A 22,298-nucleotide genomic window follows, 5' to 3' on the forward strand; every position below is an offset into this window, starting at 1 on the left:
TGAGCCATCGGGTTCACCCGTGAGCCGTCGGGCCCAGCGCGCCGTCTCTGCGCGACGACGCCGAAGCAGGCTGCCCCGAGYCGGCGCTCGCGCGCCGGACGCACTGCAGTAGGTCCGCCAACGCGGGTGGACGTTGCCTCCACGTGATCACGACGTAGGTCGCGGCACCAGCCAGCACGCTCGCCAACAGGCACACCGGGCGGGCGAGCCGGAACCCGTGGGTGAGYCACTGGACGGCGGCCATCACGGCGACGGTCCCCGCGGTCGCCACGACGTGCGGCCAGACCGCGGTGACCAGCTCGCGCGGCTTCGCGTCCACCAGGCTGAAGGGAATCGCGAAGCCGGGCGGCAGCAGGAGGACGATCACGATGGCGTACGCCGCCGCGACCCCGTTGATTCCCCACGGCAGGCCGGCGAAGTAGCTGCCGAGCATCAGCAGGCCGGAGAAGATTCCCCAGCGCAGCAGCAGGTCGGTTCTTCCCTTCACGTTGTAGAGGACTCCGACGCTGAAACTCACCGACTGGATGCCGCCGATCGGGGCGAGCAGCCAGATGAGCGGCACCAGCCGTTCCCAGCGCGCGCCGAGCACGACCAGGACGACGTCGCGCGCGACGACAGTGAGTCCAGCCATGACCGGAAAACAGACCAGAGCGGCGACCGCRCATGACCGGAAATAGACCCGGCGGATCGCGGAGTGATCGTTCTGGAGCCGGGAAAGACCGGCGAACATGACTTCCTGAAACGCCGTGGAAACAGTGCTCACCGGATACATGAGCACCCGCTGCGCCAGGCCATAGTAGCCCAACTGCTGGGCTCCGAGGAAATGCCCGACAATCACCTTGTCGCCGTGCAGCWGAAAGAAGTTGAAGACGCTGAACCCGCTCAGGTTGGCGCTGAAACGCAGCACGGACCTGACCTCGGCGGGGCTGAACGAGGCCCTGGGACGCCACGGCGACTGCAGCCACGCGACGAGGGTGGTGACCCCGAATCCGACCAGATAGCCGATGACCAGTGACCACACCTGGTAGCCCAGCAGAGCGAGCACGATCGAGCAGGCCGCGTTGGCCGCCGTCCCGATGATGTTCGCCGCGGCGACGGCACCGAACTTCATCTCCCGGCGGAGCAGCCACTGTTGCAGGTCACCGAGGCTGGCGAGCAGCAGGCCGAGGCCCAGGACCTGGAGCACGGGCGTCAGCGCCGAGTCGCCGTACAGGCTGGCCAGGCCGGGCGCCAGCAACGCCAGCAGGCCCGAGATGACCAGACCAAGCCCGATATTGAGGAAAAAGACGCTGCTGAGCAGCCGCTCGCTGATCTTGTCTCGTTGGACGACCGCCATGCCGGTCCCGAAACCCCGCAGAATTTCGAGGAACATCACGATGACCAGCGCCATCGTCATGAGACCGAACGCCCGCGGTTCGAGCAGGTGCGCCAGGACGACCTGGACCAGCAGGCGGGTGACCTGCACGACAACCTGGTTCACCGACATCCACCGGGCGCCGCTGGCCATCGAACCGCGCGGCGCCCGACGGGGCGGCGACGGTTCCGCCACGGTCTCCCTCGCCCCCGACGGGGCGGCCGACCGGGTCACGGCCGGCTGGGTCACGGCCGGCTGGGTCACCGCTGCCCCCCGGGGGCCAGGACCGCCGGTGCGGCGGTCATCCGCCAGAGTGCTCCGGCGCAGCCGATGAGCAGGAACAGCAGGCCGGCGAGCAACGCGAAGCTCAGGGCGTCGAAGGTGAGGAAACTGGCGACCCCGGCGAGGATCGAGGCCGTCAACGCCTGGCCGAGCTCCCGGTCACGCTGTTCCCGGGCCCACCGCCGCGCCCCACGGGCCACCGAGAGACCGACGGCGACCCAGACCAGCAGCACGGTTGTCCCGACGACTCCGGTCTCCAGCACCGAGCCGAGTAGCTGATTGTCAAGGTAGAAGTACTGGTGGGGGGTGAACGTGCCCAGCCCACGGCCGAGGAGCGGCCTTTGCGTGAACAACTTCCAGACCGGGGCATAGTCCTCGGTGCGGCCGGTCACGCTGGGGTCCGCGTCGGCCCGCAGGAACAGCGAGACGGTCGCCTCGATCAGACCGGGAAAMACCGTGTGCAGGACGAGGACGGACCCGGCCAGCGCCAGCAGGCCGTTGAGGCGGCGGCGAACCGGCCAGATCGCCGTCAGGGTCAGGATCGCCACGGCGAGGCTCACGGCGGTGCTTCGCGAGACGCTCATCGGCAGGACGGCCCCGATGACGGCGACCTGGGCCCAGGCACCGACCCGCGCCCACCCGCGGGCGGCAATGGCGTAGTGCAGGGCCAACGGCAACACCACGGCCAGGACAACCCCGAACTCGATCGGATGCACGGCCGTCGCGGCGACCCGCTCGAAGCCGGACCGGACGTCAATGCGATCGACGTCCGGACTGAGCGACAGTCCCGGGGGGACCAGGACGGCGCTGTAGTTACGACCGGTCAGAAACTCGATCCCGCCGATGGCGGCCATGAAGGTGGCGCCCAGCACCACCCGGCGCAGCAGGCTGTCCAGCCGGGTCCGGCACCGGATCGCATCGGCGGCCAACAGCGTCACCCCGGCCTGTGCCACCACCGTCACGAGACTGCGATGAGCGGAGCTGACCTCTGTCGCCTCCACCACGCGGGTGAACATCATCGCGAAACTGAGCGTGAGAACCCATACGAGTACCAGCGTCGCGGCCCGCACCGGCTGGAACACCGGGTCGAAGCGGGCACGTCGTGCGGCCTGGTGAACCAGCCAGCCGGCAAGACAGCAGAGGCCGACGGGCACGGTCAGCTTCCCCAGCGGGGGGAGCCGGTAGGTCGCCGGCACGGCAAAGAGAACGAAGACCATCGATGTCAGCAGCGTCACCGCGTCCCGCCGACTCGCCAGCAGGGGTACCGCCACGGCCGGGACGGCCAGCACCACGGCCGGCCCGACCGGCCCGAGCACCATCGCCGCCGCTACGGTGGCGGATCCGAACGCGACCGCGGCGAGCACCGGCCCGGCGACGCCGGGTGCCTGGCCGGTACCGAACGGCCCGACCCCCGGCGCCGCCCGGCCGACGAGAGAGCCGGCGGTCATCCGGCCACCAGCCCGCTGATCACCGGTTCGCCTCTCACCGATTCGCCTCGAACCGCCAGGCGACCCGTCGAGTGCCCGCCATGGAATCTTCGGGCAGTGCGTGCCGTCCGCGCCGACCCCGGCCGCGGCTGGCGCCTGCCCGGGCGGCACCGTAATGCTCCGCCCGTGACCGTGACCGGGCCCGGCGCCCGACCTCGGCGTCGACGGCAAGCGCCAGCCCCAGCGCCGCCGCTACGCCGAGGAACGCGACGGTGCCAAGCAGCTTGAGGCTGCGGGCGGGCCGCACGCTCATCAGCGGCGGCTCGGACAGCGGCGCTATCCGGTAACGCTGGTCCGGCGGCACAGCAGACTGCAGGCCGTTCGACTTCGCGGTGATCACACRTACCACCTGATCCAGGGTGCGAGTGGCCTCGGTGGGATCGGCGGCCGTGGCCGTTATGTCGAGGAATACCGTCTCCGGTTGCACCGAGATCTCGTAGTCACCATGGAATCCAGCCGAACGGATCTCCTCCCGTACCTGGCGAGAGTCCATGATCTTCGACTCCGTGAGAGCCAGCGACTTGAGCGAATCGCCGAAGTAGGAAAGCGGGTTGACGGGCTGCAGGATAAACCCGGAACCGGAGGAGGATGCGGCGAGCTTCTGCTCCACCGACGGGCCGACCACGAGGACCATGGCCTTCGTCTGGTAGACGGGCTTGGCGACAGACATCGTGATCCCGATTGCGGCCGCCGTGGCGAGCAGGATCGGAAGCATGACATACCATCGGCGGAACGCCGTTCTGGAGACCGTCACGATGTCCATGTCGGACTCCCCCGGTAAGCCGACGACGCCGACGGCGAGGCCTGGTCCGCACCATGACCGGAAGGTTCTGTCATTCGGGGCTCCAAGGATTCATGCACCTGAACCGATCCCATCATCAGCCTGGACCGATTCAATGTAGTCGCCCTGCGCCGCGCCGATATGCAGGCCGACCCGCGTGTCGCCGCGCTACCTGGACCGCTGGGAGGGGAACTTCGCGGCGATTCGTGTCCCGATTCGGGTCCCGATTCGGGTCCCGAATGCCGCGCGTACCTCGCCACCCATGTGCCGAGCATGGGGCAATGCCCACTGCCGCCCCAGAACCGCCAGGCAGCGAGCCCGCTCGGCCCGGTCGAGCCGGTCGTGGGACAGGATCACGTGAACCATCCTGATGGTCTTCTCCACCATCGGCAGCGACGGCGCCCGCCGGTGCGGGTCAAACCACAGAGCGCGTTCCGCGGCATCTGGGTTGGCATTCATAGAAGTATTCTCGTGGAAACGCCTGAGAAACAGGCGTTCGGGCACCTCGACAAACTGGCCGCCCAGGGCGAGCTGCGCCAGGAGAACCACGTCTGAACCGACGTACTTTCCGATGAGATCCGTCTTCAGGAGCGCTTCTGCCCGTATGACGCCGAATACCGGATGGTATTCCGTACGGGTCGACAGGAAGTGTCGCAGACGCTCGTGCGGCGTCGGCTCACACAGGTTCATCCCATCCTCGAAGCCACCGGTCACCGTATCGTTCAGGTCGATGAGCGCCGTTTTGGGGTAGGCCAGGACGGCGGCGGACGACGCGGCAGTCAGGGCCTCGACGCACCGGCTGACGAACGCGGGGGCGCAGAGGTCGTCATGGGCGGCCCACTTGAAGTAGGTTCCCGCGGCGAGGTGGACGATCCGGTTGTAGTTCCAGGCCGCGCCGCGGTTCACCGKACTCCGGTGGTACTCGATCCGCGGATCCCGGCGGACGAATTCCCGGCAGATCTGCTCGGTTCGGTCGGTGCTGCCGTTGTCGGCGACGACGATCTGAAGATTCGGGTAGTCCTGCACGACGATCGACTCCAGCGCCCGAGCCAGGAAGTTCTCCCCGTTGAAGACGGGTAGTCCCACCGTCACGAGCGGCCGGGCGTCCGGGTGGGGTGACGGGACACCGGGCCCCACAACACCACGGTCCACAACATCACACCCCACAACATCACGCCCCACGACACCACGCCCCGCCTGGCGATCAGGTCCCTTGGGTCGGGCCTCGTCCTGGGTGCCGCTGTCGATAGGTATGGCCATTCTCCATCGTCCCTCCGTCCGACCGGAGCCGAACCTCTGCTGACGAGATTGTCAGCTGCTAAGTGGCACGACCTCCGCGGGCACACCCAGTTCCGCCAACCGGCCGCGCACCTCGTCCAGATACAGCGGATTCGGAAGAAAAACGCGCCCCACCCGCTCCACCGACAGGTCCTCGGGTGYCAACACCGGATGCCCGGTGCCGGGCACGAACAGGCCCCTCTTCCGCGGGTTGAGGTCGACGACTCCCCGCACGGCGGAACCGACGTCCAACACGTTGAGGAATGCCACCCCCTTGGACCCCGCGCCCCAGACCAGCGCACGCGGCGCGTCCCAGGCGGAATCGGCGTCCRTCGCCAGGTCGGCGAGATGCGCGGACCAGCGCCCGACAACCTCCCGGTAGACGTCACCGAACTTTCTGGCCTGGACCACGAAGCGGTCCGTCGCCACCACGTCCTCGCCGGCGGCCGGTCCGATCCGACCGGACGGACGGGTCGTCGGCGCCGTCTTGGCCTCGATCCAGAGGAACTGGTCACCGTAGGATGTTCCGGCGTCGGTGATGGTGAACCCGGCCGCGCTCACCACCCGCCGAAGTCCAGCCGGCGAGAAGTACGACACGTGCGGGTAGATGAAGTCCCACACCCCCGCCTCGCCGAGGACGAAGCCGCCGTTGGGCACCTCGAGATACAGCGACGCGTCCCGGCCGCCCAGCGCATTGCGGATATCGGTCAGAAAGCCCAGTGGATCGGACACGTGCTCGAGGACGTGCCGGCAGACGACAAGATCCGCCGGGAGATGGGAATAGCGCGAACCGTACAGGTCGACCACAAAGGTCACCGCGGCGTCGTCGGCACGTTCGGGGCCGATGTAGGTCGGGTCGTACCCGGTTCCGGCACACAGTCCCCGGGCACACAACAGGCGCAGGAAGTCCCCCTTGCCCGACCCGATCTCGACAACCTCCCGCCCCACCAGGTTATGCCGGACGATCAGACGGTCCGCCAACGCCTCGGCGTACGCCCGGAAGGCGGGCGAGAAGTGCAGCGAGTTGTCATACTCGCCGCCGTACTCGACGAGGCCGGCCTCGAACGCGACATTGACCACGGTGCCGCACTCGGCACACAGCGACAGCTCCAGAGCACGGCGCTGCGCGGTCATGGCGGCTTCCCGCGACGGCCACAGCACGCCGGTCATCACCGGCGAACRCTCAACACGTACCAGGTCTTCGAGCGCGGTGCCCTGGCATGCCGGACAGACATTGGTCACCGGACAGACGTTGCTCACCAGACAGACATTGCTCACTCAGACGGCCCTCAGCTCGGTGTCGACGCCCAGCCGGGTCAACTCCCCCGCGATCTCGTCACGATAGATCGGATTCATGATGATCAGAAGATCCGGCCTATCTTCCCGCAGCCACTCGGACGGGACGATACGGTGGCCGYTGCCCGCCATGAACATGCCGTGTTTGTGCGGGTTGATGTCGACGGCGTAGCGGACCAGGTCGGCGGCCGGGCCGAGGGTCGCCAGAAACGACACACCTTTGGAGCCCGAACCCCAGATCGCCGCCTTTTCGCCGCGCTGGTGCCCGCGCCACAGCATCTCGCTCCACCGGTTCAGCGTCGTGGCCACCTCACGCTGGAAGTGCCGTACCCCGACGCGCAGGGTGGCCAGGTCGTCCTCGATCGGCAGCGGGTCACCGGCCGCCGGAACGGTGGACGGCCGCGCCTCGATCAGCAGGTACTGATCGTCATAGTCGAGGGAGACGTCGAGCACCTCGAACCCGGTAGCTCGGAACAACCTCGCCAGCGAACCGGCGCTGAAATAGGAGCAGTGCTCGTAGTACACATCCCAGAACGCCGCCTCCTGCAGCACCCGCAGGACGTCCGGCAGCTCAAAGAGGACCGGGATATCGGTCCGGTCACCGAGCGCGGCCCGGATCATCCGCATGAAGTCGCCGACCGGCGCGATGTGCTCCAGGGTGTGCCGGCACACGACGGCATCGGCGGTCAGGTGCGCATACCGCTCGGAGTAGAGGTCCGTGATCCAGGTCAGCCGGCCGGCAACCGGGCTGGTGATGCGCTCGGGCCGGACACCCGGGTCGATCCCGATGCCGGCGCCGGCACCCTGCTCCACCAGGTGGACGAGAAACTCACCCTTGCCGCACCCGATCTCCAGGACCGTCTTCCCGTACAGATCGTACTTGTYGGTCCAGCGCTTGGCGAGGTCCCGCGCGAACTCCTGAAATCGGGTGGAGAATGCCTGCGTCTCCTCGTACCGGGCGGAGTACTGATTCTTGGTCGGATCGAAGGCCGTGTTCATGATGAAGCCGCAGCGCTCGCAGAAGGCGATCCGCAGATCACCCTTCGGGAACGCCCGGGCCTCGTCCTCGTCGGCCAGCAGCAGACAACTGTGCGACGGGACGTCGTCCTTTGTATAGACGGAGGTGAGACGGGAACCGCCGCAGGCGGGGCAGGCGGTGGACTGGTCAGTCATGGAACGACCCTCGGTGTCGGAACGGGAAGGATGAACCGGCAGCCCCGCCGCGGGTACGTCGCCGCAGGTATGTCGAGCCGCGGCAGCGGCGGCCGAGCACGCTCATGGCACCCGCATCGGTGCGGCCGACCGCAGGGTGACGTCGAGCAGACCGTCCGCCATGAGTTGCTGGATGCGCTGGATCCGCTGGAAGCGGGAGCCGATCAGCTCCTCCTTGGTCAGCCCGGCGGCGACGTAGGCCAGGTAGAGCTCCTCGACCCCCTTGCGGACGGTCCACACCGGCCGGAATCCCGGTATCTCCTCGGCGATACGGTCGCAGTCCACCCGGTAGTTCCGCTTGTCCGGCCCGGCCGTGTCCGCGAAGACCACCCGGCCGCCCGGCACGACCTCCTCGACGATCGCGGCCACGTCGCGTATCCGATAGTTCTCCGCCGACCGGCCGACATTGTAGGCCTTGAGGTGGATCTTCTCGCGGGGCGCCTCGCACACGGCGAGCATCGCCCGGGCGATGTCCTCGATGTGTACCAGCGGCCGCCACGGCGTCCCGTCGCTCTTGAGGTAAACCTCGCCGGTCGTCACCGCGTAGCCGGTGAGATTGTTCACCACAAGATCACCACGCAGTCGGGGTGAGACGCCGTACGCCGTGGCGTTACGCAGGAAGACCGSGCTGAAATCGTCATCGGCAAGCTCGGCGAGCTCTCGTTCGGCGATCACTTTTGACTCGCCGTAGGGAGTCACCGGATGAAACTCGGCCGACTCGTCGATGGGCGCGTCTCCGTGCGCACCATAGAGGCTGCACGAGGACGAGAAGACGAAACGCGGTACGCCCGCGGCCTTGGCGGCACGCCCAACCAGCAACGTCCCCCGGGYGTTGATGTCATAGGTCAMGGCTGGGTTCAGATCACCCAGCGGATCATTGGATATGCCCGCCAGATGGACCACCGCGTCGTAACCCTCCAGCTGGGACGGCCGGACGTCCCGAATATCAAGTTTCAACGCCGGCACGAAGTCCGGATCGGGTCCGAGGGTACACCCGGAGAACAGTCCGCTGTCCAGACCCACCACATCGTGTCCGGCAGCCCGGAAGAGCGGGATGAGACGGGTTCCTATATATCCGTCGTGTCCGGTGACCAGAATACGCATCGAGCTCAGTCCCATACCTTCCAGGGCGCACAGCCACCATCCCACAGTGACTGCAGGAGTTTGCGGTCGCGTACCGTGTCCATGCACTGCCAGAAGCCGCCATGCCGATACGCCATGAGCTGACCGTCCTTGGCGAGCCTCTCAAGGGGCTCCTTCTCGAACTGGGTGTCGTCGCCGGCAATGTAGTCGAAGACCTGCGGTTCCAGGACGAAGAAGRCACCGTTGATCCAGCCCTCACCGGCCTGTGGTTTCTCCGAGAACTCCACAATCTGGTCCCCGGCCAGCTCGAGGTGACCGAACCGGGCGGGTGGCCGCACGGCGGTCAGCGTGGCGATCCTGCCATGCGAGCGGTGGAAGTCGCGCAACGCGTTGAGATCGATGTCCGCTACGCCGTCCCCCCAGGTYAACATGAACGTCCCCGCGTCACCGAGCCAGGGCGCGAGTCGCCTGATACGACCGCCGGTGGCGGTATTCTGACCGGTGTCGACCAGATTTACCCGCCAATCCTCCGAGGTACCCCCGTGCCGCTCCACAGCGCTCTGCCGAAGCGACACCGTGAGATCGCTGGTCAGCGCCGCGTAGTCCACCAGCCAGCGTTTGATATATTCGCCTTTATACCCCAGGGCGATCGTAAAATCGGTGAACTGGAAGTGAGCGTAGTACTTCATGATGTGCCAGATGATCGGCCGGTTGCCGATCTCGATCATCGGTTTGGGTTTGATGACCGTCTCCTCCGCCAACCGGCTGCCCAGACCGCCGGCAAGAATACCGACCTTCATCGTTCCGCTCGTTCCCGGGAGCCGGTCGCGTGAACCGGCGCTGCCGAGCCGCTCACGCGGGTCAAGCCGCCCTGACGAGGGACCGGGATACTGGGGTGGCCGGCCTGRCGACCACGTAGCCGGTCGTGGACCCCGACGTAGCGGGGCTCCGAATACCGCCAGGACAGTTCGTTCACAATGCGCTCCCGACCCCGGGCGCCAAGGGTCCGGCGTCGGTCCGGGTCCGTCAGCAGTTCGGCGAGGGTCCGGGCGAAGTCCGCCACCGTGTCGGAGGGTACATAGACGGCGGCGTCCTCGGCGCTCACCCGGGTCTCGGTCAGGTCATAGGCCACCACCGGCAGCGCATAGGCCATGTATTCGAGCGTCTTGGACATGGTGGACACCTCGTTCAGCGGGCTCCGCGGGTCCGGCGACAATCCGACCGTGGCGGTGGACAGGTAGTCCCGGATCATCTGGTCGTCGGCCCGCCCGGTGAACTCGACCCAGTCGTCGAGACCGAGCCGGCTCGACTGTTTCCGCAGATCGTCCAGACAGTCACCAAATCCCAGCAGGGCGAAGGCGCAGTCGGTGCGCCCGAGAACGTGGACATAGTGATGTATGGCATCGAGGAGTCGGTCGACACCGTCCTGCGGGCCCATTATTCCCAGATAACAGGCAAGGTGCTGCCGGCCGCGCCGCAATTCGGGCCGCTCCGCGGCGGGCTTCATCAGTTCGGGGTCCRGTCCGTTTCGGACGACGGTCACCCGTTCCGACGGCAGCCGCCCCCTGGTCAGGGCCAGCCGCCGGTAAGATTCGTTGGTCACGATCACGTGGTCAGCGACCCGCTGATTCATCCGTTCAAGCAGCAGCAACGCGCGGAGCAACAGCCCCCCGTCCTTACCGAACCGTGAGCGATAGAGTTCCGGACAGAGATCATGATGGTCGAAGACGAACTTCTTGCCGAATGGCTTGTAGAACAGCGCGAGCGCCCAGTACGTGTCCGGCGGGTTACATGCCTGGATCACGTCGAATCCGTGCCGGCGGGCCACGGCGACGGACAGGACAGCGGTTCGCACCCAGCAGTAGCCGAACTCGAAGACGTAACTGAGCACACCCTGGGTCCGGGGTGCGCCACGATACGTCCAGATGCTGACACCGTCAACGATCTGGTGACGCCGCTGCCCCGGGCCCCGTGGGCATATTACGGCAACCTGGTAGCCCTGGTTGCGAAGCGCCTGGCATTCCTGCCACGTCCGATGGTCGATCAGAATCGGCAGGTTCTGAACTACGATCAGAACCCGTCCTGCGTCGCCGATGTCGGGAGATTCGGTCGAGTCGGTGTCAGGCGCCGACGTGAGAGTATTCGCGCCCGTAGCCAACGAGATAGTCCCGTCGCGTGTCTGTCCCACATTTTTCTCCCGAAGATGAACGACCCCGTTGCCCGCGGACGGTGGACCTATCCTTTCCTTTCCGTCATGGCGAGGCTAGCGGTCGGCCTGGGCGTCACCGGCGATTGAAAAACTTGCGTGTCGCGTCTTGGGACCGGGCTCGGCCGATTCTCGACGCAGGAACGACAGAACTGACCGTTGGGGGCGGCTTATTCCAGCCATGCTGTTTGACGGCGGCAGCCATGGCCGCCATGGATGCCGTGTTCGCGTCTTTAACGCCCGGGGMACTCTCGCGCTTTTTGACGCAAAGCCGCTCCTGGCGGCGGACCACCCGGTGACTTGTCGTGCGTTCCTCGGCTTTCTGGTCAGCTTACCGAATCAGACGATCATCGGATCAGACGGTCCCGGATCAGACGGTTGACGATGCGCGGCCGGCGAGCAGTCCCAGCGACCCGGCCGCCTCCGTCAGGCCGGCTCGGGCGTCGGGGTGGGCGACGTGGTCGATGAGTCGGGCGGTCTGTTCGTGCTGGCCGCGCCCCCACACGGCCGCGGTCCCGTTCTCGGACACGACGTAGCTGTGCTGGAAACTGGTGACCGGGCTGGTGAGCCGCGGCAGCACACAGGAATCCCCCGACCGGGCATGCCGGCTCGGCAGGGCGATGATCGCCTTGCCGTCGGCCGCGTGCAGCGCGCCGACGACGAAGTCGGACTGCCCACCGAAGCCGGAGTAGATGCGGTTGCGGATCCAGGACGCGTTCGCCTGCGCATACAGATCCACCTGCAGCGCGGTGTTGATCGAGGTCATCCGCGGCTGCCGGGCGATGACCCCCGGGTCGTTCACGATTTCGGTGCGCACCAGCAGCAGCCGCGGATTGCGGTGCGCCCACGAGTAGAGCTCGGCCGACCCGAACAGGAACGAGGTCCGCAGCGGTGTCCCGGCGGCCAGCGCGCCGGAGGCTTCGAGCGCGAGCATGCCATCGGAGAAGGTCTCGGTCCACACGCGCAGATCCCGCCGGTCGACGAGRGCCKACAGCGTGGCGTTCGGGACACCGCCGATGCCGAGCTGCAGGGTCGCCCCGTCCTCGACGAGCGCGGCGACCCGCTCGCCGATCTGCCCGCGGACGTCGTCGACGGGCGTGACCGCGGGGCTGGCGAGCGGCTGCTCCACCTCCACGGCGAGGTCGACGTCATCGATGCTCAGTTCACCGTCGCCGAAGGTGTAGGGCATCGCCGGGTTGAGCTGGGCGACCACCAGTCCCCCGTGCGCGCGGGCCGCCTCGACCGCGGCCGGCAGGATGTTGACTTCGGTGCCGAGCGAGACCTTCCCCCCGTCGGGCACGCTGGCGTGCAACACGACGACGTCGGGCCGGTGGGTGGTCGCGAGCAGGCGAGGCACGAGGCTGAGCCGGTTGGGCAGGTAGTCGAGGCCGGGCACGTTGCGCATCGCCGGGCCGACGAACGCGGTCTCCGGCGTCACGCCGCCGCGTTCCGGCACGCCACCCTGAGCGTTGATCATAAAGAGGCGGTATTCACTCACCACCGCGTCGATCACACGCAACGCGACGAGCGGGGTGGCGAAGTTCCCCGCCGCCACGACCCGCGGCGTGGCCGACCGCCATCGGCCAGGACCGGCTACCCCCGTACCGGCTCCGGCTCCACGAGGACCGGCTCCACCGCCCACACCGGAACCCGCGGCGAGATGGGTCTCGATGCGGCGACCGAACTCCGCCTCGCTGACGATATCCATACCCGCATGGTGGCGTACCGGTGCGCGGCCAGCGAAGAATGGTCATCGCCTCATCCCGCGGATCATGMCGGCCCAGGCCCGGTCGGTTATCGTCTTGAGAACATGGAGTCCGAACGGGACCTCGCCTCCGCGGACGAAGGGACCTCCGATCTGGCCGGCACCGCGCCGTCTCCGGGACCGCCGGGAGAGCTGATCTTTCCCGCGGTCGCTCGGCTCGAGCTCGACGAGCTTCTCGCCCAGCTGGTGGACMGGGCCCAGGACGTTCTGGCCACTCAAAGCCGGCTGCACGGCCTGCTGCGGGCCAACCGGATGGTCACCGCCGACCTCAGTCTCGACGTGGTGCTACGGCGCATCGTCGAGTCCGCGTGCGAGCTGGTTGACGCCCGCTACGGCGCGCTCGGGGTAATCTCCCGCGACGGTCGGCTCGAACAGTTCGTGCACGTCGGGATGGACCCGGGACTCGTCGAGACGATAGGGCGGCTGCCCCGGGGAGACGGCGTGCTGGGCCTGCTCATCGCGGAACCGCGGCCGGTGCGCCTCGACGACATCGCCGACCACCTCCAGGCGGTCGGTTTCCCCCCGGGCCATCCACCGATGCGGGCCTTCCTCGGGGTGCCGATCCGGGTCCGCAACGAGGTCTTCGGCAATCTCTACCTCACTGAGAAACGCGGCGGTCGGGTGTTCACCGCGGAGGACGAGGAGCTGGCGCTCGCGCTGGCCGCGAACGCCGGTGTGGCGATCGACAACGCCCGGCTGTTCGGGGAGGCCCAGCATCGCCAGCAGTGGTCGCAGGCATCCGCCGACATCACCCGGCATCTGCTCGCAGACGGCGACGACCCGCTGGAGCTGATCGTCCAGCGGGCCCGCRACGTCGCCCGCGCGGACACGACGGCGCTGGCCCTCGGGTCGGAGACGGCGACCGAGCTGTCCTTCGACGTCGCCGCCGGGCAGGACGCGGACCTGCTGCGGGGCCGACGGGTACCGATAGAGAGCTCGCTGGCCGGCCGCGCGKTATGCGACCATGCGCCGCTGGTCGTCGCCGACGTCCGTGAACTGGCCGAATCCGAGGTCCACGACCTCGACATCGGGCCAACGATGATCGTTCCRCTGATCACGTCACATGTCACGTCCGGGGCGCTGATCCTCGCCCGGCGCCGGGGCGGTGACCTGTTCACAGACGCGGACCTGGAGCTGGCGGCCGCGTTCGCCGCGCACGTCGCGCTCGCGCTGGAACTCGCCCGCTCCCGGGCCGCACGCGGCCGGCTGTCCCTGCTGGAGGACCGCGACCGGATCGCCCGCGACCTGCACGACCACGTGATGCAACGCCTGTTCGCGGTGGCGATGGGCCTGCAGGGCCTCGCGGCCAGCGAGGAGCGGCCCACCCGGGCGGAACGGATGAACACCTACGTGGAGGATCTCGACGAGACGGTACGGGAGATCCGCCACACCATCTTCGAGCTGCGGGGCCGGGCGGCACCGGCGACGGGCAGCGGCCTGCGGGCGCAGATCCTGGGCGTCATCGACGACATGACCGGCGCGTTCGGCTTCACCCCGCGGGTCCGGCTGGACGGRCCGGTGGACACGATGATCGGCTCTACMGTCGGCGACCATCTGATCGCGGTCGTGCGCGAGGCGCTGTCCAACGCCGCCCGGCATGCCAAGGCGAGCAGTGTCGAGGTGACCGTGACCGCCGCGAGCGGCGCCGTCACCGTCGACGTGGTGGACGACGGGGTCGGCATCGGCCCTACCACCCGCCGCAGCGGGCTGGCGAACATGCGGGCCCGGGCGCGGGATCTCGGCGGGACCTTCGAACTCGGCCCGGGCCCCGACGGCGGCACCCAGCTGCGCTGGTCGGTGCCGACTAGCTGACCCGTCCGCGGATCCCGCCGRCCGACGGATCCGCGACCAGCTGGCCGCCCAGATACGTCCGCACCCGCCCGCGGCCCTGTTCGAGCCGAATCCGCCCTCGTGCCTCGGCCGTCATCCACTCGCCTCCCGTTCTCGCGTTCGGACCAGTCCCTCCCAGGGACCGGTTCCTCCTGGACCAACCGGCGCGGCGCCCCACGCCTTCCCGTTGCCGGGACGGTGAATCCCGGCAATACCGGAAGGCGGAGGATGCCCAACATTAAGCGCGCCGATGAACGGGCCATACGCCACCTGTGGGTGCCCGGCCCGGCCGGTGCCCGGGCCGGGCACCGTGTCACCCCCCCCCGTGTCACCCCCCCGTGTCACCGGGGACCACGCGGGCACGTGACAACCAGGAAGAACTCATCCGAGGAGAACTCGTCGGACGGAGGCCGAGATGACCACCACGAGAACCTGGACCGTGCAGATCTCCCTGACGGAGCAGCACGGCCGTACCCAGGCGGATGCGGCCCTGCACGGCAGCGCCCGCGACGATCTACATGGGACGGGGCAGGCCCGGCTGCACCCCGGGGAGTCCGACGTTCCCGAGATCGGGGACGAGGTGGCCGCCGCGCGCGCGTTGTCGGAGCTGGCACACCGCCTGTTCGACGCGGCCGCCGAAAACATCCAGGCGGCGATGGCGGGACCCGACCGGACTATGTGATCGTCGTCCGCCGCCGGTGAAGCCGGTGAAGCCGCCGCCGCTCACCCGGATATGGCCAAACTCGGCTGAACCCCTCATCAGGGAGCATGAAACCATTCGTGTTACTTTCCGTGCCATGCCGGACCCTGCTCGCCGGACCGCTCGAGGAGAGGCGGGAAGTGACCGCACCGCACCCGCAGAACGACGCCGCCGACCACGCGCGGGTGCTTCCACCCCGGCTCGACCCGCGGGGATCGGGGTCCGGCCGGTCGGGATCCGGGTCGGCACGCGGCGGACGGTCGGCTAGGCGTCGCGGGTTGCGGGTCTTCCTGGCCTGCGTGTCCTGCCTCGTGTTCGTGGCCACGGTGGGGGGCTGGGCCGCGTACTTCTATGTCGACGGCAAGGTCAACCGGGTCGACCTCGGCCTCGGTTCGGGCGGCGACTCCGGCGGGGTGGGGACCGCGAACTACCTGCTGGTCGGGACCGACAGCCGCGCCGGTACCAACGGTAAGTACGGAGACGCGCCGGGCCAGCGCTCCGACACGACGATCCTCGCGCACCTGACGAAGGATGGGACCACCACCATGGTCTCCTTYCCCCGCGACATGTATGTGCTGATCCCCGAGTACACCGACGGGGCCGGYAAACGTCACAAGGCCTGGCACGACAAGTTCAACGCCGCGATCTCCGTAGGCGGCCCGTCGCTGTTGGTGCAGACGGTGCAGAGCCTGACCGGCCTGCAGGTCGACCACTACATCTCGATGGACCTGGAGGGTTTCAAGGAGATCACCGATGCCATCGGCGGTGTCCAGGTCTGCATCAAGCCGTCGGACGCGAAACCGAGCCGCTACCAGGACGACCGCGGGCGGTGGCGGATGAGCACGAACACCAACGACCCGATGAGCGGATTCGTCGGTGGGCCCGGGACGATCCAGCTCGGCGGCGACCAGGCCCTGGCCTTCGTTCGCCAACGCCACGGCCTGCCGGACGGCGACTTCGACCGCATCCGCCGGCAGCAGCAGTTCATCGGCTCGATGTTCCACAAGATCATGGCAGACGACACCCTGACGAACCCGATCAAGGCCCAGAAGCTGGTATCGGCGGCAGCGAGCGCGCTCACCCTCGACAACCACACCAGCATCGCCGACCTGCGCAGCCTCGGCACCCGAGTCCGCGGGCTGGCCACCGGGGGCCTCCAGATGCAGACCGTGCCCGTCCACGCGCCGACCCGTGCCGAGGGGGCGATCGACGACAACGGCAACATCCGCCTGCACGGAGTCCCGGCCTCCGTGCAGCTCTACCGGCCGGACGACCTGCAGCGCATCGTCGCGCCGATGGGTGGCAAGGCCGAGGGCRCGAGTTCTACCACCGACGCCGGGAGCGGGGGGACCGGTCCGGCGCTCGCTCCCGGCGCCGCCGCCGCGCCCTCCCAGGTCCGGGTCGCCGTCTACAACGGCTCGTCGCGGGCCGGACTCGCCTCCAAGGTCACCGAGCAGCTGACTGCCAAGGGCTTCCACGCCCGCAACGCCGGCAACGCCTCGGTCCTCACCCACGAGACCTCCCGGGTGCTCTACGCCCCCGGGCAGGAGGCCGAGGCGAACACCGTCGCCGCGGCGGTGCCCGGCTCGGTCCTGCTCGCCGATGCGAGCATCACCGGTGTCCAGCTCGTCCTGGGCTCCGGCTTCACCGCGGTGGTGACGCCGAGTGTGACGGCCGGTGGGACCGCGCCTGCGCCCGCACCGGCGGCGGCCGGACCCGCCGCCGGACCGGCGCCGCCGGGAGCGCCCTCGCCGGGCCCGCCCACCTGCACCTACTGATCCTCCTGGTCCCACCGGCCCGGTCCCAATCCGCGCCAACCGGTGGGCAGCGCGGAGCTGGCGGCCCACGGGAGCGCTGTCCGCCCGCGCGGCTTGCACTACTCTTCCGGGGTGTGCACGTCTTCCGGGGTGTGCACGGATGGCCGCCTCCCCTGGTCGCCGGTCGGGGGACGGCCGGCTCGTTCCCCCAGCTCCACCCCGCACAGCCAAGGCCGCGCCTCCGGCCGATGTCCCTCCCGGAGAGGAACTCACGTGCAGATCACGGATTCAGTCGCCGTGGTGACCGGCGGGGCTTCCGGCCTCGGCCTTGCCACCGCCACCCGGCTCATCGACGCTGGTGCCAGCGTGGTCCTCCTCGACCTCCCRTCCTCGAACGGCGCGGCGGTCGCGGAGAAGTTCGGCAGTTCGGTGCGATTCAGCCCCGGCGACGTCACCTCCGAGCAGGACGTGACGGCAGCCCTGGACGTGGCTGCCGAGCTGGGCCCGCTGCGCATCGCCGTCAACTGCGCCGGCATCAGCAACGCCGCCAAGACGCTGAGCAAGGAAGGGCCGTTCCCACTGGCCATCTTCGAGCGGGTCGTCAAGGTCAACCTGATCGGCTCGTTCAACGTCATCCGACTCGCGGCCGAGCGGATCAGCAGGACCGAGGAGATCGACGGCGAGCGTGGCGTCATCATCAACACCGCGTCCGTGGCGGCGTTCGAGGGCCAGATCGGGCAGGCCRCCTACTCGGCGTCCAAGGGCGGCATCGTCGGCATGACGCTGCCGATCGCCCGCGACCTCGCCAGTCTGAAGATCCGCGTGGTGACCATCGCCCCCGGCCTGTTCGACACCCCGCTGCTCGCCTCGCTGCCGGAGCCGGCTCGCGTCTCTCTCGGCCAGCAGGTCCCGCACCCCTCGCGCCTGGGCTCCCCCGACGAGTACGGCCTGCTCGCGACCCAGATCATCGCGAACCCCATGCTCAACGGCGAGACCATCCGCCTCGACGGTGCCATCCGGATGGCACCCCGCTGAACGGGTTCACAGCGCCGCGAGCTGCTCGGCGAGGCGCGCGATCGAGGTCTCGGCGGGCCGGGYCCGCCGCCGGGTCAGCGCGTCCATGCTGGCTGGTGAGGCCCCCTGGAAGCAGGCTCCGGCGGGTTCGGTCCGGACCGCTCGCGGGTAGACAGACACCCATGCGGCCTGGCCAAGGCGAGATCCCCGGGCGGATCTCCCGGGGTGCTGAGGGTGCTSCGGTACTGAGGTGCTGAGGGTGCTGCGCTGGTTCGCCCCGATCGCCCCGATCACCCCGATGCTCATACTCGCCCTGGTGGTCGGACTGCAACTGAGCAACCAGAAATGGAACGTGATCGGACTCGCGATTCTGAGCCCCATGCTCGCGGCCACGTTCGCCGGACCCCGGCTGACCGCAGGCTACGGGGTGGCGGCGGTCCTGGCGGGCATCCTGCTGGGTCTGCACGATGACCTGTTCGGCCGGAGCGGCGGTGGCCCGACGGCCCAGGTGGTCCGGCTGGTCGGGGTCACGGCCGGCGGAGTGATGGCCGTCCTGGTCAGCCGATACAACATCCGACGCGAGACGAAGCTGCAGAACGTCACTCGGGTGGCCGAGGTGGCGCAGCAGACGATCCTCAGTCCCGTCCCGTCGTCGTCCGGCGGGCTGCGGTTCGCCGTCCGCTACGAGAGTGCCACCGTGGAGGCCATGATCGGTGGGGATCTGTACGAGGTCGTCGACAGCCCGTGGGGAACCCGCCTGCTCATTGGTGACGTACGGGGCAAGGGGCTCGACGCCGTGCGGATCGCGAGCCGGGTGCTCAGCTGCTTCCGGCTGATGAGTCGACGCACGGGCGGYCTGCGCGATCTGCTGGCGAACCTCGACGCGGAGGTCGCCGATGCCAGCTGCCTGGACGACTTCGTCACCGCGGTCGTCGGGCAGGTCGACGGCAGCCGTCTGACGCTGGCGAACGCGGGACATCCCGATCCCGTTCTCGTTCGTGCCGGGCAGGCGGATCTGCTCACTGTCTCGTCCAGGCTGCCACCGCTCGGGCTGATCACGGACGGGAGCAACGTGACGGACACCGTGCTGCGGGCGGGGGATCGCCTGCTGTTCTATACCGACGGCATCACCGAGGCACGCGCCCCCACGACCGGCGCCTTCTTCCCCCTGCTGCCCGCGGCCGAGGCCGCGTTCGCCCACACGTCACTCGACGAGGCGCTGACCGATCTCGCCGACCGGGTCCGGGACTGGACGCGATCGACGCTGAACGACGATGTGGCGCTCCTGGCGGTCGAGGTTCCCGGACCGACCCGGCACGCCGGCCCAACCCGACGATCGGATGATCACTGAGAGCTGTCGGCGACCCCCTTGGYCAGCCGGTCCGCCCGCTCGATCCGTTCGTCGATCTCGTCACGGAAGGCCACCAGCCGGCTGATTTTCTCGTCAATCTCGACGCGGAGCCTCCGGTAGGCCGACGTGCCCTCGGTCAGCAGCCGGATGCGGTCCGCGTCGTCGGACGCCGCGTGGTACTCCTGCCGGACCTGGGCGAGACGATCCTCGTAGGCGAGGATCGTGCGGATCTCGTCCAGGTTGAAGCCGAGCAGCGTCTGCAGCTCGCGGATGCGCCGCACCCGGGCGAGGTCGGAATCCGCGTACAGCCGGTTCCCGCCCAGGGTGCGCCCGGACGGGGTGAGCAGCCCCACCTCCTGGTAATACCGCAGGGCCCGCACCGAGACGCCCAGTTCCTGCGCGGCCTGACCGATCCCGCGCAGGTCACGAGCCGCATCCTTGACCGCGCTCTTGGCCGCGCTCTTGACCGGGCTCTTGGCCGCGTCGCCGTCCCGCACCAGGCAATTGTTCCGCACGGCGCCATCGGCCCGCACGGCGCCATCGGYCCGCACGGCGCCATCGGCGGCTCTGATCATCGACGTCAGGGCCTTTCTCACGCTCGGCCTAGCCCGCGGCCTATCGCTCGGCGGCCAGGGGGCTGCTCGAAAGAGCGCTCCCGGCACCGTCCTCCATCGCCGCGATGTCGCCCGCGCCGGCCAGCCCCTCGGCCGTCTCTTCGAGCAGCGGACGGCGCACGTGCGGCCGCTGCTTCCCGCGCAGCCAGGAGAAGCCCGCGGCGACCAGGCAGGCGACGGCGGCGAAGGCGAAGGCGAGGCGCAGACCGTCACCGAACGGCCCGGAGATGAGGTTCGGGAAGAAGGTGTGCCCGGTGAGGAAGTCGGCCTTCGCCGGGTCGAGCTGCGACAGGGTGTCCGGGCCGAGCAGTCGCTCGGTGGGGTTGTACCCGAGGAACGCGGCRAACAGGCTGCCGATCGGCGGCAGGTTCGCCAGCTCGTGCGCCTTCGCCGGGGAGACGCCCTGCCCGACAAGCCCGGAGTACATGGCGTCCGGAAGGCTGGCGGCCAGCCCGAGCGCGATGATGGTGAAGAAAACACCGATGGACAGCACGCTGGCCGAGTTCTGGAACGTGTTGAGCATGCCGGCACCGGCACCGCGCTGGTTGGGCGGCAGGGTGTTCATCACGCTGCTGGTGTTCGGCCCCGCGAACAGGCCCATGGACAGGCCCATCAGCAACAGGATCAGCGCGAACCACGGATAGTCGAAGTCGATGGGAATGGCGTCGAACAGCAGGAACGCCACCGCCGTGATCACCAGTCCCAGGGTGGCGAACGGACGCGCACCGTAGCGGTCCGCGAACCGGCCGGCCAGCGGCCCCGCCACCAGGAATCCGACGGTCACCGGAATYAGGTAGATGCCGGCCCACAGCGGGGTCTTCTCGAAGCTGTAGCCATGCAGCGGCAACCAGATCCCCTGCAACCAGATAATCAACATGAACTGCAGACCACCACGGGCGAGCGCGCCGAGCAGAGCCGCGATGCTGCCCATGGTGAAGGTCCGGCTCCGGAACAGGTCCAGGCGGAACATCGGGTCGGCGGAGCGCAGCTCGATGACGACGAAGCCGAYCAGCACCGCGAGACCACCGAACAGGCAGCTCAGCACGAACGGCTTGGTCCAGCCCATCGTGTGACCGCCATAGGGCTGCAGCCCGTAGACGATGCCGGTCAGGATCGCGATGAGGCCGACCGCGAACGTGATGTTGCCGGCCCAGTCGATCCGGGCCTGGGTGCGCGCCCCGTTGTCGMGCAGCTTCAGGTAGGCCCAGACCGTCCCGAAGATGYCGAACGGCACCGAGACAAGAAAGACCAGATGCCATTCGACCGGCGCCAGCAGACCGCCGATCAACAGCCCCAGAAATGATCCGACGATCGCCGCGACGCCGTTGACCCCCAGGGCGAGCCCGCGTTCGTCCTCCGGGAAGGCGTCAGTGATGATCGCGCTGGAGTTGGCGAAGAGGAAGGCACCGCCCACGCCCTGCAGCACCCGCATGATGATGATCCACCAGGCGGCTGCCGTGCCATGCATCCAGGTGACGGCGAGCAGGATCGAGAACAGCGTGAAGATCGCGAAGCCGAGGTTGTACATCCGCACCCGGCCGAACATGTCGCCGACCCGCCCCAGACTCACCACGAGCACCGAGGTGACCAGCAGGAATCCCATCAGGATCCAGAGGAAGTACGAGGTGTTCTCCGGTGCGAGCGGGTCTATCTCGATTCCCCGGAAGATATCCGGAAGGGCGATGAGAAGAATCGAACTGTTGATCGTCACCATCAGGATGCCAATGGTCGCGTTCGACAGCGCGATCCACTTGTAGTTGTCCGGACCGGGCCGGGCCAGGACCTCGTCGGCCTCAAGCGACAGGGTGCCGGCGGCGGTGTCGGAAGTCGTCACCGCACGAAGGTAGCGCCTCTATCTAACGTCAGCGGTAGATGTGACATGGTTCATAGCGGCCGGAGGCCGATATACGCCGTTGTGGGCGTCGGCTTCGCGACCGGGGATTGCCAGCCGGCCGACCGGGCGCCCCCGTCCCCGGACCAGGTAAGGGTCCGGGGCACGAACGCCGACGAATGAGGAGACGACGATGCTGCTCGCCGAGGAACTTCTMCTGCTCGCGCTCGCGGGCCCGGCCCGTCTACTCGAGGTGGTGGCACCCGAGCGCGCGTCCCGCGGGCACGCGAAGGAGCGGATCCGGACGGCGACCGACCTGACGCCGGTCGCCCCGATCGTCAAGAAGGTCATCGCGGAAGCGGAGGCAGTGGTCATAGCCGCGGCAACCAGCGTGAGCCTGGGCGTGGCGGCGTCGAGCTGACCGTGTCGCCGTTACCGTTACGAGCCGATGGTAGGT

The 22,298-nt window shown here is 68.5% G+C and carries 19 protein-coding genes; 6 read left to right on the forward strand and 13 right to left on the reverse strand.

Features of this window, described 5'->3' with window-relative positions; genetic code table 11:
* Positions 1–13: 13 nt before the first annotated feature.
* From CcI156_RS05210 to CcI156_RS05255, 10 genes are all read right to left on the reverse strand, one after another.
* Positions 14–1,507 carry a lipopolysaccharide biosynthesis protein gene (locus CcI156_RS05210; RefSeq protein ID WP_076804553.1) on the reverse strand — a complete coding sequence of 498 codons (1,494 nt, stop codon included), beginning with the start codon at positions 1,505–1,507 and terminating at the stop codon, positions 14–16.
* Between the two features lie 107 nt (positions 1,508–1,614).
* Complete coding sequence (locus tag CcI156_RS05215) at positions 1,615–3,084, reverse strand: O-antigen ligase (RefSeq protein WP_011436008.1); 1,470 nt, start codon at positions 3,082–3,084, stop codon at positions 1,615–1,617.
* Between the two features lie 34 nt (positions 3,085–3,118).
* Positions 3,119–3,886 carry a Wzz/FepE/Etk N-terminal domain-containing protein gene (locus tag CcI156_RS05220; protein ID WP_076804502.1) on the reverse strand — a complete coding sequence of 256 codons (768 nt, stop codon included), beginning with the start codon at positions 3,884–3,886 and terminating at the stop codon, positions 3,119–3,121.
* A 186-nt stretch (positions 3,887–4,072) separates the two neighbouring features.
* Positions 4,073–5,041 carry a glycosyltransferase family A protein gene (locus CcI156_RS05225; RefSeq protein ID WP_254847277.1) on the reverse strand — a complete coding sequence of 323 codons (969 nt, stop codon included), beginning with the start codon at positions 5,039–5,041 and terminating at the stop codon, positions 4,073–4,075.
* 174 nt (positions 5,042–5,215) lie between these two features.
* A complete protein-coding gene (locus CcI156_RS05230; RefSeq protein WP_076804507.1) occupies positions 5,216–6,460 on the reverse strand; it encodes a class I SAM-dependent methyltransferase in 1,245 nt (414 codons plus the stop codon).
* On the reverse strand, positions 6,461–7,651 hold the full coding sequence (locus CcI156_RS05235; RefSeq protein WP_076804509.1) for a class I SAM-dependent methyltransferase: 1,191 nt from the start codon (positions 7,649–7,651) through the stop codon (positions 6,461–6,463). It abuts the gene before it with no gap.
* A 102-nt stretch (positions 7,652–7,753) separates the two neighbouring features.
* On the reverse strand, positions 7,754–8,794 hold the full coding sequence (locus CcI156_RS05240) for an NAD(P)-dependent oxidoreductase (protein WP_076804555.1): 1,041 nt from the start codon (positions 8,792–8,794) through the stop codon (positions 7,754–7,756).
* Between the two features lie 5 nt (positions 8,795–8,799).
* Positions 8,800–9,573, reverse strand: coding sequence for a glucose-1-phosphate cytidylyltransferase (rfbF, locus tag CcI156_RS05245; protein ID WP_076804510.1), 774 nt, complete (start codon positions 9,571–9,573; stop codon positions 8,800–8,802).
* Positions 9,570–10,868: a glycosyltransferase family 4 protein gene (locus tag CcI156_RS05250; RefSeq protein ID WP_371681760.1), complete on the reverse strand. Its 1,299-nt coding sequence runs from the start codon at positions 10,866–10,868 to the stop codon at positions 9,570–9,572. Before CcI156_RS05250 ends, rfbF begins: the two co-directional genes overlap by 4 nt.
* A 481-nt stretch (positions 10,869–11,349) precedes the next feature.
* Complete coding sequence (locus CcI156_RS05255; RefSeq protein ID WP_076804514.1) at positions 11,350–12,687, reverse strand: acetyl-CoA hydrolase/transferase family protein; 1,338 nt, start codon at positions 12,685–12,687, stop codon at positions 11,350–11,352.
* Positions 12,688–12,789: 102 nt separating this feature from the next.
* Between CcI156_RS05255 and CcI156_RS05260 the strand changes: the two genes are divergently transcribed.
* The 4 genes from CcI156_RS05260 (at position 12,790) to CcI156_RS05275 (ending at position 18,066) form a co-directional block, all read left to right on the forward strand.
* On the forward strand, positions 12,790–14,556 hold the full coding sequence (locus CcI156_RS05260; protein ID WP_076804557.1) for a GAF domain-containing protein: 1,767 nt from the start codon (positions 12,790–12,792) through the stop codon (positions 14,554–14,556).
* Positions 14,557–14,989: 433 nt separating this feature from the next.
* Positions 14,990–15,256, forward strand: a complete 267-nt coding sequence (locus CcI156_RS05265; RefSeq protein ID WP_011435998.1) for a DUF1876 domain-containing protein — start codon at positions 14,990–14,992, stop codon at positions 15,254–15,256.
* 158 nt (positions 15,257–15,414) lie between these two features.
* Positions 15,415–17,052: an LCP family protein gene (locus CcI156_RS05270; RefSeq protein ID WP_076804559.1), complete on the forward strand. Its 1,638-nt coding sequence runs from the start codon at positions 15,415–15,417 to the stop codon at positions 17,050–17,052.
* Between the two features lie 252 nt (positions 17,053–17,304).
* Positions 17,305–18,066, forward strand: coding sequence for a 3-hydroxyacyl-CoA dehydrogenase (locus CcI156_RS05275; RefSeq protein ID WP_076804515.1), 762 nt, complete (start codon positions 17,305–17,307; stop codon positions 18,064–18,066).
* 6 nt (positions 18,067–18,072) lie between these two features.
* On the opposite strand, the gene CcI156_RS25460 is transcribed toward CcI156_RS05275, so the two are convergent.
* The gene (locus tag CcI156_RS25460; RefSeq protein WP_175637538.1) at positions 18,073–18,225 is read right to left on the reverse strand and encodes a hypothetical protein; all 153 of its coding nucleotides are present in this window, start codon (positions 18,223–18,225) and stop codon (positions 18,073–18,075) included.
* A gap of 70 nt (positions 18,226–18,295) precedes the next feature.
* On the opposite strand from CcI156_RS25460, the gene CcI156_RS05280 reads away from it, so the two are divergent.
* Complete coding sequence (locus CcI156_RS05280) at positions 18,296–19,396, forward strand: PP2C family protein-serine/threonine phosphatase (protein WP_232234921.1); 1,101 nt, start codon at positions 18,296–18,298, stop codon at positions 19,394–19,396.
* Here the strand turns inward: CcI156_RS05280 and CcI156_RS05285 are convergent.
* Positions 19,390–19,947, reverse strand: coding sequence for a MerR family transcriptional regulator (locus CcI156_RS05285; RefSeq protein ID WP_254847278.1), 558 nt, complete (start codon positions 19,945–19,947; stop codon positions 19,390–19,392). The genes CcI156_RS05280 and CcI156_RS05285 overlap by 7 nt on opposite strands.
* Before the next feature lie 64 nt (positions 19,948–20,011).
* Entirely contained in the window at positions 20,012–21,844 is a 1,833-nt protein-coding gene (locus CcI156_RS05290) for an MFS transporter (protein WP_076804519.1), read from the reverse strand.
* Between the two features lie 190 nt (positions 21,845–22,034).
* Here CcI156_RS05290 and CcI156_RS05295 point away from each other — a divergent pair, with 190 nt between their 5' ends.
* The gene (locus CcI156_RS05295; protein ID WP_011435992.1) at positions 22,035–22,262 is read left to right on the forward strand and encodes a hypothetical protein; all 228 of its coding nucleotides are present in this window, start codon (positions 22,035–22,037) and stop codon (positions 22,260–22,262) included.
* Positions 22,263–22,298 lie beyond the last annotated feature (36 nt).

It is taken from the genome of Frankia sp. CcI156 (genome assembly GCF_001983015.1).
GTDB classification, from domain to species: domain Bacteria; phylum Actinomycetota; class Actinomycetes; order Frankiales; family Frankiaceae; genus Frankia; species Frankia casuarinae.